Source organism: Natronorubrum sp. A-ect3, from assembly GCF_041821125.1.
GTDB lineage: Archaea > Halobacteriota > Halobacteria > Halobacteriales > Natrialbaceae > Natronorubrum > Natronorubrum bangense.
The window spans coordinates 832746-845930 of sequence record NZ_JBGUBB010000002.1 but is presented as its reverse complement, the minus strand read 5'-3'; the positions used below and the strand labels follow the sequence as shown (position 1 = coordinate 845930).

At 64.2% G+C, this 13185-nt stretch carries 11 protein-coding genes; 5 read left to right on the top strand and 6 right to left on the bottom strand.

Translation table 11 applies throughout. The annotated features are described in order from the left end of the window. The first annotated feature begins 170 nt into the window (after positions 1 to 170). Both purL and ACERJA_RS10860 read left to right on the top strand, forming a co-directional pair. Positions 171 to 2333: a phosphoribosylformylglycinamidine synthase subunit PurL gene (gene purL / locus ACERJA_RS10865; RefSeq protein ID WP_373608201.1), complete on the top strand. Its 2163-nt coding sequence runs from the start codon at positions 171 to 173 to the stop codon at positions 2331 to 2333. 95 nt (positions 2334 to 2428) lie between these two features. After that, positions 2429 to 3010, top strand: coding sequence for a HalX domain-containing protein (locus ACERJA_RS10860; protein ID WP_373608200.1), 582 nt, complete (start codon positions 2429 to 2431; stop codon positions 3008 to 3010). Positions 3011 to 3016: 6 nt separating this feature from the next. Here ACERJA_RS10860 and ACERJA_RS10855 read toward each other — a convergent pair whose 3' ends face one another. Further along, on the bottom strand, positions 3017 to 4891 hold the full coding sequence (locus ACERJA_RS10855; protein WP_373608199.1) for a PAS domain-containing protein: 1875 nt from the start codon (positions 4889 to 4891) through the stop codon (positions 3017 to 3019). Between the two features lie 200 nt (positions 4892 to 5091). Further along, positions 5092 to 6081: an ornithine cyclodeaminase family protein gene (locus ACERJA_RS10850; RefSeq protein ID WP_373608197.1), complete on the bottom strand. Its 990-nt coding sequence runs from the start codon at positions 6079 to 6081 to the stop codon at positions 5092 to 5094. Positions 6082 to 6253: 172 nt separating this feature from the next. On the opposite strand from ACERJA_RS10850, the gene ACERJA_RS10845 reads away from it, so the two are divergent. Beyond that, the gene (locus tag ACERJA_RS10845) at positions 6254 to 7405 is read left to right on the top strand and encodes an NAD(P)/FAD-dependent oxidoreductase (RefSeq protein ID WP_373608196.1); all 1152 of its coding nucleotides are present in this window, start codon (positions 6254 to 6256) and stop codon (positions 7403 to 7405) included. Positions 7406 to 7474: 69 nt separating this feature from the next. Continuing rightward, positions 7475 to 8920: an amidase gene (locus ACERJA_RS10840; protein ID WP_373608195.1), complete on the top strand. Its 1446-nt coding sequence runs from the start codon at positions 7475 to 7477 to the stop codon at positions 8918 to 8920. A gap of 41 nt (positions 8921 to 8961) precedes the next feature. Here ACERJA_RS10840 and ACERJA_RS10835 read toward each other — a convergent pair whose 3' ends face one another. From ACERJA_RS10835 to ACERJA_RS10825, 3 genes are all read right to left on the bottom strand, one after another. Then, complete coding sequence (locus ACERJA_RS10835; RefSeq protein WP_373608194.1) at positions 8962 to 10122, bottom strand: pyridoxal phosphate-dependent aminotransferase; 1161 nt, start codon at positions 10120 to 10122, stop codon at positions 8962 to 8964. Between the two features lie 2 nt (positions 10123 to 10124). After that, a complete protein-coding gene (locus ACERJA_RS10830; protein ID WP_006064486.1) occupies positions 10125 to 10610 on the bottom strand; it encodes an Lrp/AsnC family transcriptional regulator in 486 nt (161 codons plus the stop codon). Positions 10611 to 10706: 96 nt separating this feature from the next. Continuing rightward, entirely contained in the window at positions 10707 to 11366 is a 660-nt protein-coding gene (locus ACERJA_RS10825; RefSeq protein WP_373608193.1) for a hypothetical protein, read from the bottom strand. A gap of 123 nt (positions 11367 to 11489) precedes the next feature. On the opposite strand from ACERJA_RS10825, the gene ACERJA_RS10820 reads away from it, so the two are divergent. Beyond that, positions 11490 to 12053 (top strand): thioredoxin family protein, encoded by a 564-nt coding sequence (locus ACERJA_RS10820; protein ID WP_373608192.1) that lies wholly within the window; start codon positions 11490 to 11492, stop codon positions 12051 to 12053. A gap of 24 nt (positions 12054 to 12077) precedes the next feature. On the opposite strand, the gene ACERJA_RS10815 is transcribed toward ACERJA_RS10820, so the two are convergent. After that, positions 12078 to 13181 (bottom strand): NADH:flavin oxidoreductase/NADH oxidase, encoded by a 1104-nt coding sequence (locus tag ACERJA_RS10815; protein ID WP_373608190.1) that lies wholly within the window; start codon positions 13179 to 13181, stop codon positions 12078 to 12080. Between the last annotated feature and the right edge of the window lie 4 nt (positions 13182 to 13185).

Here is a 13185-nt window from a genome sequence, read left to right as displayed (position 1 = left end):
GGTCCACAGCGGTTCGTCCCAGCAGTCGTCGGCCTCGAGACAGTTGACTGACTCACTCACGAGCGACGTGTGAGCAATGGCTTGCTACTTCACACCACACAGTTGCAGAAACGATACACGAACGTGTATATAGAAACCCCTTTACTACCCGACTTCCATCACCGACATGAATGAGTCTTGCCGATTCGGACCACAAGCTCGTCGTTTCTGAGCTGGGGCGAGAGCCGACGCCGGCAGAGGCGGCGCTGTTCGAGAACCTCTGGAGTGAACACTGCGCGTACCGCTCCTCGAGACCGCTGCTCTCCGCGTTCGACAGCGAGGGCGACCAGGTCGTCATCGGGCCGGGTGACGACGCAGCGGTCGTTGCCTTGCCCGGAAACGAGGACGAGGACGGCTCGAGCACCTACATCACGATGGGGATCGAGAGCCACAACCACCCTTCCTACGTCGATCCGTTCGATGGGGCTGCGACGGGTGTCGGCGGGATCGTCCGAGACACCCTCTCGATGGGTGCCTATCCGATCGCGCTCGCGGACTCGCTGTACTTCGGCGAGTTCGACGACGAACACTCGAAATACCTCTTCGAAGGCGTTGTCGAAGGGATCAGCCACTACGGCAACTGTATCGGCGTCCCCACGGTCGCGGGCAGCGTCGATTTCCACCCCGACTACGAGGGCAACCCGCTGGTAAACGTCGCCTGCGTCGGCCTCACTGACGATGAACGCCTCGTCACCGCCGTCGCCCAAGAGCCCGGCAACAAGCTGGTGCTCGTCGGCAACGGCACCGGTCGTGACGGCCTTGGCGGTGCGAGTTTCGCCAGCGAGGACTTAGCGGAGGACGCCGAAACCGAAGATCGACCGGCCGTCCAGGTCGGCGACCCCTACGCCGAGAAGCTTCTGATCGAGGCCAACGAACAGCTCGTCGAAGAGCAGCTAATCGAATCCGCACGCGACCTCGGTGCCGCCGGCCTCGGCGGTGCCTCGAGCGAACTGGTCGCCAAAGGCGGCCTCGGCGCACACATCGAACTCGAGCGCGTCCACCAGCGCGAGCCGAATATGAACGCCTTAGAGATCCTGCTGGCTGAATCTCAAGAGCGGATGTGTTACGAGGTCGACCCTGACAACGTCGACCGTGTCCGCGAGATCGCCGAGCGCTTCGATCTCGGCTGTTCGGTTATCGGTGAGGTCACCGCAGAGAACTACACCTGCACGTTCGAGGGCGAGACGGTCGTCGACGTCGACGCCTACTTCCTCGGCGAGGGCGCGCCGATGAACGACCTCGAGAGCGAACCCGTCGACCAGCCCGAGACCGAACTGCCCGCAGTCGACCTCGAGGAGGCGTTCGACGCAGTCGTCTCGAGTCCGAACACGGCCTCGAAACGGTGGGTCTACCGACAGTACGACCACGAAGTCGGTGTCCGCACGAGCGTCGGGCCGGGCGACGACGCGGCGATTATCGCCGTCAGAGAAGCCGAGCAAGGGCTGGCTATCTCCTCCGGCGCGGCACCGAACTGGACTGCCGTCGCGCCCTACGAGGGAGCCAAAGCGATTGCCCTCGAGAACGCGACGAACATCGCAGCCAAAGGTGCAACACCGCTTGCCGCAGTCGACTGTCTCAACGGCGGCAACCCCGAGAAACCCGATGTGTACGGTGGCTTCAAGGGTGCCGTCGACGGGCTCGCGGACATGTGTTCGACGCTCTCGGCGCCGGTCGTCGGCGGGAACGTCTCGCTGTACAACGACTCCGTAGCTGGCCCGATCCCGCCGACGCCGACGCTGGCGATGGTCGGGACGAAAGACGGCTACGACGCCCCGCCGCTGTCGGTCGAATCGGAAGGCACGCTGTTGCTCGTCGGCGACGTCGGCCTCGAGGCCGGCGACCTTCGACTCGGTGGCTCGGAGTATCTCGCCCAGTTCGACGGCAGTGACGGGTTCCCCGAACTGCCGGCCGATCCCGCAGCCGTCGTCGAGACACTCGCCGATGTGGCGAACGACGAGTCGACGCTTGCGGTTCACGACATCAGCCACGGTGGGCTCGCCGTCTCGCTTGCCGAGATGGTCACCGAGAAAGCCGGTCTCGAGGTCTCGCTTCCCGTCCCCGACGCTGGAGACGAATCGGCTGTCCTCTTCCACGAACAGCCGGGCCGAGTCCTGATTCAGACCGAATCGCCCGAAACGGTCACAGACGCGTTCGACGGCGTCGCCCCCGTCGTCGAACTCGGGACGGCAACCGACGACGGCGAGTTGACGATCGACGTTGGATCGGAGACGATCACGACGGACGCCGCGACGATCGACGACCATCGCTCGACCATCGAAAACGGCCTCGAGTAAGCGCTGCTCGGATCGGCAGTTTCCGATGCCCGATATTTTGATATACTATCAGTCACATTCAAGAATCGAACCACTCTTTTGGGGATGACTGTAGAATGACTGTTGATACGACGTCCGTCGTGATCGTCGAAAATGAACCCGACCTCGCGAGCCTGTATACGACCTGGCTCGGGGAGACGTACGACGTCGAGATGGCGTCCGATGGCGAAACGGCGCGAGCTGTAATCGACGGGACGGTCGACGTCGTTCTCTTTGACCGGCGGACCCCCGGGGTATCCGGTGAGGCGCTTTTGGCGATGCTTCAAGAGCGCGACCTCGAGTGTCGTGTCGCGATGATCACCGCTGTCGAACCGACGTTCGACATCATCGAGGCGGCGGTCGACGACTACCTCGTCAAACCGGTCTCGAAAGACGAACTGCGCCGGATTGTCGAGCAACTAGTCTTGCGCTCGAGTTACGACGAACAGCTCCAGCAGTTTTTCGCACTCGCCTCGACAAAGGCCCTGTTCGATGCCGAGAAAACCGCTGCCGAACGCAAATCGAGCGACGAGTACGCGCGTCTTCAGGACCAACTCGCAGTGTGTCGTGTTCGTGTCGAGGAGACGATGACGGAGCTGTTCGACCAGGGCTGTTATCGGCGACTCTATCAGGACCTCACGTGCGAGCCCACACCGTAGTACGATTCAGGACTGCGTTTCGAGGGTCGTCACGTCACGGATCTCGAACCGTGTCTCACCATTCTCGCCGGTATCGACGGTCAACGTCCAGTCGTGGGCCTCGGCGATCGCTCTGGCAAGAGTAAGCCCCAGCCCGTCGATAGAACTGGCTGGCGCACTGACTGCGCCTCCGGTCGTCGACTCGGCCGGTGGCTCGTGAGCCGTCGGCGGAATCTCGGTCGCATCGTCCCGTATGAACACACCACGGGAGCACGCTGTCTCGTCGACGCCAAGAAGCCCCACCTGAATCGTCACCTCGCCGTCGGCGCGAGCCGCCACATCGTCGAACACTGTCTCGAGGAGATGGGAAAATCGGTCTGCGTCGGCCCGAAGCGTTGCTGGCCGTTCGACGACGATGTGGGCGCTGTCCAGTTGTGACTGCTCGAGTGCGCACTCGATTGCTTCCTCGAGATCGATCCGACACCGGGGGCCGACGGCCGAGGCGTTTCGGGCGAACTCGCGGACGTCGTCGACGAGCCGTTCAGCGCGATCGAGCGTGGTTTCGACCGAATCCTCTGCGAGCGGGAACTCCCACTCATCGGCATCGTCTTCGAGTGCGTTTGCGACGGTAGACAGCTGCTGTTTCAGGTCGGTTGAGAGGATCTCGGCAACCGACTCGAGCCGTTCGGTCTGGCGCTCGAGTTCGGCTGTTCGGTTCCGAAGGACCTGTTCACGATTGGCTCGGTCGAGCGCTGCACGCGTGTTCTCGACGAGCATCGAGACGAGGTCGACGTCGGTCTCGTCGAACTGATTGGCCTCGAGCGCCCCAGTCATGAGGACACCATGGGTTCCGATGGGAGCGATGATCTCCGATCGAAGCGTCGTCTCAGGGTTGTAGAGCTCCGTAATCGACTCGAGGTCGTCGAAGCGCTCCACTGAGCCGCCTTCGAAAACGTCCCAGACGAGTCCCTCACCGGGGTAGAACCGCGGAAGCCCACCGAACTCGTCGTGTGCGCCAGCGGTTCCGGCAACGGGATCGAGATACCCCTGCTCGTCGTCGAGCAACCAGACGCCGCTGATCGGGAGACCGAGCAGGTCGCTGCCGGCGTGGACTGCGACTGCACAGATCTCTTCGGGGTCGTCCGACTCGAGAAGCCACCGGGTGACTTCGTGCAGCGACGTGACGACGCGTTCGTACTCGTGGCGGTCGGTGACATCTCGGATAACGGCCGCGACGGTCGCGTGGTCGTCTTCGATCGGGACGAACCGAAACTCGCCGACTCGGTCGCTCCCATCAGCAGCAGTAAACGCTACCTCGAGTTGGCGTCTGTCGGCGTTGCCGACGTCGACGTCGGTGATCGCACGACCGATCTCGACGGCATCATCGTCTGAGATCCCCGCTTGCTGGGTCAGCGTTTCGACGTGTTCGCCGATGAGGTCCGAGCGATCAGTGCCAAGAAGTTCCTCGATGGCGCTGTTGACGGTGACGAGCTCGCGGTTGCGGTCAAGCGTGAGGATCGCGTCGTAGACCGCCTCGACGACGGCGGCGTGCTGGGCGATCGTCGTCTCCTGTGATTTTCGCTCGGTGACGTCGCGCATGTAGACCGAGAGGCCGGTTTCTGACGGATACGCGCGGGCCTCGAACCACGTCTCGAGTTGGGCATGGTACACCTCGAACGAGACGGTGATCTGTTCGTCCATCGCGCGATGGAACCCGTCGGGGAACTGAGTTTCGACAGTCTGTGGGAACTCATCCCACATCACGCGGCCGATCAGCTCCTTGCGAGGGCGTTTCAGCAGGGTTTCGGCGCGCTCGTTGAGATAGGTAAAGCGAAAGTCCGTATCGAGTGCGAAGAAGGCGTCGGTGACACGATCGGCAACAGGAATTGAGCGAATCGTCATCGGTCTCGCCCTCCGTCGCCGTTTGGCACCCGTTGGACACCCCCTCCGAGATGGTGGCTGTGGGGTCGCACTGTCAGATCACTCATCGGCAGCTACTCGGACCCCACTTTGCGGAGTGGCTATTTCAGTGTCGTGGCCGGGAGCCGCTATGGTACGCAACACCACTCATCAGTTCGCGATGGTGTTTGAGCCCATGACGTTCATATCGGTACCGTCGTGCCGAGGTCGGCGTCTTCGGCTCGATCGAAGAGGAACTCGGCAGTTGCAGCGTCTAAAACCGCGCTCCCGACACTTGCGAGGACGACGATTTCGTCCGGCGACTGACGGCCGTCGCCGGTAGCCAACACGTCGCCGAACGAGCGAATGTCGAGGTCGTCGTGGCCTCGAAGATCACCGGTCTCGCTGGCCTCTTCCGGAACGTCGGCGACAATGTGAGACGCGCGTTCGATCGTCGTATCGTCCAGCTCACGCATCTCGGCCGTGTACGCCCCGACGGCAACCACGAGCGCCCCGTCAGCGAGGGCCTCGCCCGGGAACACGGGTTCAGTGCTCGTTGTCGTCGTGACGACGACCGAGGCGTTCGTCACGGCCTCGCGTGGACTCGAGACTGGCGTCACGTCGACACTGAGGTCCGATTCGAGGTCACGAGCACACTCGAGTCGGGAGTCACTGGGCGAGTAAACGCGGATCGAGTCGAGTCGGCCGACGCCGACGGCGGCGGCGATCGCTCGCGTCTGCCAACGCGCTTGCGTGCCCGCGCCGATCACTGCCAACTCGAGCGGCCCGTCGACGGCGAGTTCGCGGGCAGCGAGCCCACCGATACAGCCCGTTCGGGCACTGGTGATCCGGTTGCCCGCGAGATAGCTGACTGGCTGGCCGGTTTCAGCGTCGGCAAGCGTCAGCTGTGCCGTGACCGTCGGCAGCCCGCGCTCGGGGTTGTCCTCGCAGACGGTGACGAGCTTCGTCGCGACGTAGGCGTTGCCGTGGATATAGGCGGGCATACAGAGCCCGGTGCCAGTCGGCTCGTCAGGTGTGTCGGGGTCGAGACCCGCCCCGATCGGGTAGTGGGGTCGTTCAGGGCGCTCGACCGCGCCCGCTCGTTGTTTCTCGAAAGCGTCGGCGACGATCGGGAGCAGCGCCTCGAGATCGAGTACCGACGCGACATCCGCATCAGAGAGCACGCGAACCATACGCGCACATACTCGGTCGGCTACTTTAGTCGTCTGACCATCTTCGACCGATCGAACCGGTCCCGTTGCGGATCGATCGGCGCTCGAGAAGTCATTTTAGACGTCGTCCGGCTGTCCGCCGCGTTCGAGAGTCGACCGAACGCTTATCCACGAACATGTGATTCGTCATCATATGACAGTAGTCGTGATCGGCGGCGGCGTCGTCGGGATGACAACTGCGTACGAACTCGCCACCCGCGGCGTCGACGTCGTCGTCTGCGAGCAGCGTTCGCTCGGTTCGGGGAGCACAGAACGGGCTGCGGGCGGCATTCGCGCACAGTTTTCGACGCCGGTCAACGTCGAGCTATCCCTCGAGAGCATGCGCGTCTGGGACACGTTCGACGAGCGCTTTGGCATCGACATCGACTACCGACAAATCGGCTATCTCTTTCTCGCCCGGAGCGAGGCGGCGGCGACGCGGTTCGAGGAGGCAGTCGCCATGCAAAACGACCGCGGCGTTCCAAGCGAGCTGCTCGAACCCGACGCGATACAGGACCACTGCCCCGGAGTCGACCACGAGCAGTTCGTCGCAGCGACGTACTCTCCAACGGACGGCGTCGCCGACCCACACCTCGCGTTGCAGGGCTATGCGCAGGCAGCGGCCGACGAGGGCGTCGACGTCCGGACACAGACGCCGGTGGTGGACGTGCTCCGAACGGACGCCGGTCGGGTAACCGGTGTCGAGACGCCTGACGGCCGGCTCAAGGCCGAATTCGTGGTTAACGCCGCGGGGCCGTGGGCCGGCGAGGTTGCGGCGATGGCCGACTGCGAGCTACCGATCACCCCGAAACGCCGTCAGATCGCTGTCGTCGAGCCCGGTCAGCCTGTTCCCGAGACCGATCCACTGACGATCGACCTCGAGAGCGGCACGTACTTCCGGCCGGATCGCGACGGCGACGCGCTGGTCGGCGGCCACGTCGGCGACGCCGATCCTGCCTGTGATCCCGACGGCTACGACAGATCGATGGCGTTCCCCTGGGCCGTCGAGGCTCTCGAGACCGTTGCCGACTGGACGACCTACTTCGGCCCCGAGTCGGCGATCAAGCGCGGCTGGGCGGGCCTGTATGCGGTGACACCGGACGAAACCGCGATCGTCGAGGAGACGGTCCCCGGCTTCGTCACTGCGGCCGGCTTCTCGGGCCACGGCTTTCAGCACGCTCCCGCAACCGGGACGCTCGTCGCCGAACTCGTTACCGACGGCGAACTGTCGCTGGTCGATCCCACGGCGCTCTCGAGCGACCGCTTCGAGACGTCGTTGGCTCGAGGGGAACGAAACGTCGTCTGAGCGTCTGGGTCTGTAGCCAGTTACGTCGCTGTCCGTGGATTTATTTCGACGGCCATGGTCACACTCATCATGGCTGATACTATCACTACCTCTCTCCGTGATCTCGCGGCGGCGATCAGGAACGGCGAGCTGTCGTCGGAAGCCGTCGTCGACGACGTGCTCGAGCGAATCGGGGCTACCGAGGAGCTGAACGCCTACGTGACCGTGCTCGAGGAGTCGGCCCGGGAACGGGCCCGCGAAGCTGACCGTGCGGCCGCCGCCGGCGAGGATCTCGGCCCGCTTCACGGCGTCCCAGTCGCAATCAAAGACCTCCGGGATCGCAAGGCTGGCGTCCGAAACACGCTCGGCCTCGCTGCCCTCTCTGAAAACGTCGCGACGGCGGATTCGATCACCGTCGAACGGCTCGAGGCCGCCGGCGCGGTGATCGTCGGCACGACCAACACACCGGCGCTCGCCCACACGATCAAGACCGATAACCGACTCATCGGCGCGACGGCGACCCCGTTCGACAGAGAGCGGTCGGCGGGTGGCTCTTCCGGCGGGTCGGCAGCGGCAGTCGCCGCCGGCCTCGCCAGACTCGCGACCGGCTCGGATATCGGCGGCTCGCTGCGGGTTCCGGCGTCGTGTTGTAACGTCATCGGACTCAAACCCTCGTTCGGACGCATCCCCTCGAACTCACGGCTCGACTCGTTCGACAGTCACTCGCCGTTCATGGTCGGCGGCCCCATCGCCCGCAGCGCCGTGGACGTTGCGCTCGGCTTCGAGATCATGGCCGGGCCGGATCATCGCGATCCACTGAGCGTCCCCCGTGGTGACGACGACGTCCTCGAGGCGCTCGAGCGACCGACAGACGACCTCTCGGTCGCGTACAGTCCGGATCTGAATCTCCAGCCCGTTGCTCCCGTCGTCCGCGAGACGGTTGGGGCGGCCGTCGATGACCTCGCGGCTGCCGGCGCGGCGGTCGACACTGTCGACGTCTCGCTCCCCGACGTCGACGTGCTTCGCCGGGCCTACTACACGCAGGTCGGCGGCTACTTCGCGGCGGTCGCGACCCGGGTCGAAGAACAGTACGGCATCGACTTCGAGACGGCCGACGTCGAGGAGACAGTCCGTTCGACGATTTCGCTGGGTACCGATCTGGACCCGCTCGAGGAACGACTCGCGAACGGGCCGCGGGTCGAGGCCTACGACGCGATCGAGGCGGCACTCGAGGGCGCGGACGTCCTCGTGACGCCGACACTGACTGTCCCTCCGTACGGCAAACACCTGCGCGATCGCTACCCGACGCAGATCGACGGCTACGAGGTCGCCGGCATTCCGACTGACGCGATGCTCACGTGGGTGTTCAATCTCACGGGCCACCCGGCCGCGTCGGTTCCTGCCGGCCTCACCGACGACGGGCTCCCGGTCGGGCTGCAGGTCGTCGGCCGCCGCTACGCCGAGTCGGACGTGCTCGCTGCTGCAAGGGCACTCGAGCGCGCCCGGCCCTGGTGCCAGCACTATCCAGACGCGTGAGATCGGTCAAAATGTCGCGTCGTCACCGCCTTGAGGGGTGACTACGCGTGTTCCTCGACGAACGCTTCGATCCGGGCTAAGGCCTTCCGGAGATCGTCGAGCCCGGTCGCATAGGAGATCCGCAGGTGGCCCTCGCCACCCGCGCCGAAGACGTCGCCGGGGACGACTGCGACGCCCTGTTCGCGGAGGACGCCTTCAGCGAACTCCTCTGCCGTGAAGCCCTCGGGCACTTCGGGGAAACAGTAGAACGCCCCTTTGGCCTCGAAGACGTCCATGCCGATCTCGCGGAACCGCGAGAGGACGAACTGGCGACGGCGGTCGTACTCGTTGACCATGTCCCGGACGTCGTTGTCACAGGAATCAAGCGCCTCGAGGGCAGCGTGTTGGGCCGTCGTCGGCGCGGACAGCATCGTGTACTGGTGGATCTTGTTCATCGCGTTGATGGCCTCGGCGGGGCCGAGTGCATACCCCAGCCGCAGCCCGGTCATCGCGTGGGCCTTCGAGAAGCCGTTGAAGACGATGGTTCGCTCGCGCATTCCCTCGAGGGTCGCGATCGAGGTGTGCTCGTTTCCGTCGTAGGTGAGTTCGGCGTAGATCTCGTCGGAGAGGACCATCAGATCGTGCTCGCGGGCGAACTCCGCGATCGGCTCGAGGTCAGCCTCGGTCATGATCGCGCCCGTCGGGTTGTTGGGGTAACAGAGCACGAGCATGTCGGCCTCGTCCGCGCCCGCTTGCTCGAGGCCCTCGACGGTGAGTCGGAACTCGTCTTCTTCCGTCGTCGGCACGGACAACACCTCGCCGCCGGCGAAGATGACGCCGGGCTCGTAGGAGATGTAAGATGGCTGGGCGATCGCGACCGTGTCGCCAGGATCGACGAACGCCCGGAAGGCGAGGTCGACGGCTTCGCTCGCCCCGGCGGTGACGATGATCTCCTTGTCGGGATCGTAGCCGAGTTCGAAGCGGTCAGCGACGTAGTCGGCGATCGACTCGCGGAGTTCGCGCATCCCCCGGTTCGCGGTATAGGACGTCTTGCCCTGCTCCAGAGAGGTGATCGCGGCGTCGCGGGCCGCCCACGGCGTCGAGAAGTCGGGCTCACCGACTCCAAGCGAGATGACGTCGTCGCGTTCCTCGGCGATCTCGAAGAACCGTCGGATCCCCGACGGCGGCACCGTCTGGACGCGTTCGGACAGTTCGAACGTCATGATTAGGGTGAGAACGACAGCCGCTCGTCGTCTTCGCCGTCACCGAGCTCGATCCCGTTTTCTTTGTAGGAAGTCATCACGTAGTGTGTGACCGTCTGGGTGATCTCGGGGACGGGTGCGACCTTCTCACTGATAAACTGAGAAACCTCGCGGATGGAGTCGCCCTCGACTTCCATATCGAAGTCGTAGTCGCCGCTGACCAGCCGTAAGGCTTTGACCTGGGGAAACCGTGCGAGGCGCTCTGCGATGTCGTCGTAGCCCGTCTCGCGGTCGAGCGTGACGTTCAACTCGACTTCGGCTCGGACGCGTTCGTCTTCCAGTTTATCCCAGTCGACGACCGCTTGATATCCACGAACCACACCTGCTGCCTCGAGTTCCTCGATCGTGGTCTCGACCTCAGACTCGTTGAGGCCGGTCATTCGCGCGATATCCGCCGTCGAATAGCGCGCGTTCTCACGAAGCAACTCGAGTACCTCGCGTTCGCTCATATCTCCCAGAAATGCAAGCGTGAGTAAAGTTCTACCGTTGTTCGATCGTCCCTGAACAGTTGGGCTCGCGTGCGATCCGGATCGCACACCGACAGCCTACCGGTAGTTTTTGAACAACAGCGCCCGCACGTCGTCTTTCGTCTGGACCTGTTCCGTCGTGCCGTCGGGTAACTCGACGCTGTAGCGGTAGTCCGCCGACGTGGCCTCGCCCCACTTGTCGTCGTGGGTCTCGAGGAGGCTCATCATCTCGTCTAACATATCGTCATCGTCGGCATCACCGCTGGCACCGCCGGACGCATCGACACCGATCTCATCGCCGTCGGTATCGGAGTCGGGTTCGTTCCTAGCATCGCTCTCGTCGTCACGCTCCTCGGCGTCGGCTTCGCTATCACTCGAGTCGCCTTTCAACTCGCCCATCGAATCACTGCCAGTCTCGGGGTCGGGGTCCGGGTCGGCTTCGACTTCGGCGTCGTCCGTGACGGACTCGTCTTCGACGTAGGAGACTTCCTCGAGGGCGTGTGGATCCGTCTCTCCCTCGATTGCGGCCCCGACGGAAGCAGCGACGTCGTCGGTCGCCGAGGACTCGACTGTCGCCTCGACGGACACAGCCGCGTCATCGTCGAGATTGTCGAGCAGAAACTGGACAGCGTCGCGTTCGCGGACGAAGCCGTACTCGCCGACGACGTCTTCGGAGATCGCTTCGCGAAGCGACTGGATAGCAGCATACTGGTCGTCCGTGACCTCGAGCGTTTGCATATGATATCGATCTCACGGGGGGTACAAATATGTGGGTCGTGTTGACCGTCCGCTGGCACAGCCTGTTGCTTGAATCCACAGCCCAGCGAGGTGCTTAAGACCGCAGGTCCGGAACCGACGACCATGGTACTCAAAGAATCCGACTCCGAACTCGCGGCTGGCGACGCAGCCCCCGCGTTCGAACTCGAGGGGGCAGACGGCGAGACCTACACCCTCGAGTCGTTCGCCGACGCCGGGGCACTGCTGGTCGTCTTCACATGCAACCACTGCCCGTACGCGAAAGCGAAGTTCGATCTGTTAAACGAGTTGGCCGACGAGTACGACGACGTTGCCGTCGTCGGCATCAACCCCAACGACGCCGAGGAGTACCCCGACGACTCCCTCGAGGCAATGCGTGAGTACGTCGACGACGGCACGATCCAGTACGATGCCTACCTGCGCGACGCCAGCCAGGAGGTCGGTCGAGCGTACGGCGCGGTCTGTACGCCGGATCCGTTCCTGTTCGAAAACACCGAGGATGGATTTCAGCTGGTCTACCAGGGCCGCCTCGACGATGCGCTCAGTCCCGACGACGAGCCGACGCGGTTCCACGTTCGGGAGGCGATCGAGGCGGTGCTCGCAGGCGAGTCGGTCGACCTCGAGTGGCAGCCCTCGCAAGGCTGTTCGATCAAGTGGACCGACGACTGAGAGGGTCGCCCAGCAGTCAGTGCGTTACTGAACCGCCCGTCGGTACTGCTCCGGCCACGCCATCGGATCATCCTCGAGGTCGTCGGACGCTCGGAGCCCGAAGTACGGATAGCGGAGGAACTCCCGGCCGACGAGAACGACGTCGGCGCGGCTGTTGCGGACGAGCGCATCTGCCTGCTCGGGTTCGGTGACGCCGCCGACTGCACCGACGGTGATATCTGCACCCTCGCGGACCGCTTCGGCGAGTGGCACCTGGAAGTTCGGCCCGCCGGGAACGTCTTGATCGGGGTGGAGCCCGCCCGAACTGACGTCGATCAGATCGACGCCACGGTCGGCGAGGTCGTCGGCCAGTCGAACGGACTGGTCAAGATCCCACGCGTCCTGTCCCTCGAGCCAGTCAGTACCCGAAATACGGACGAAAACGGGCTTGTCCTCGGGCCAGACATCTCGGACCGCGTCGACGACTTCTCGGAGCAGTCGAGTGCGATTTTCGAAGCTCCCGCCGTACTCGTCCTCACGGCGGTTCGTCACGGGTGAGAGGAACTCGTGGAGCAGGTAGCCGTGGGCCGCGTGGACCTCGGCGATTTCGAAACCAGCTGCGAGCGATCGCTCGGCTGCGGCCTGGTAGGCGTCGATGACACCCTGAATGTCGTCCGCGTCGGCTCGTTTCATTGCGGGTCGGTCGCCGTCGAACGGTGGGTACGCGTCGGGCGACGGCGAGAGCACCTCCCAGCCCGATGCGCCGTCGGGGTCGGTCTCGTCGGGCTGAATCGGGAGGTTCCCGTCCCACGGCCGGCACTTGCTCGCCTTGTGACCCGCGTGAGCCAGTTGAATCCCCGGCACCCCACCCTGCTCGCGGATGAACGCGGTGATCGGCTCGAGCGCGTCAGCGTGCTCGTCGCTCCAGATGCCCAGATCGTGAGGCGTGATTCGCCCGCGCGGTTCGACGGCGGTGGCTTCGGTCATGACGATACCGGCACCGCCGACGGCGCGGCTCCCGAGGTGGACGCGGTGCCACTCCGTCGGGAGCCCATCAGGCTCACAGGAGTACTGGCACATCGGTGAGACGGCGATCCGGTTCGGTACCTCGAGGTCGCGCAACTCGAGTGGCGTAAACAAATCGGTCATCGCG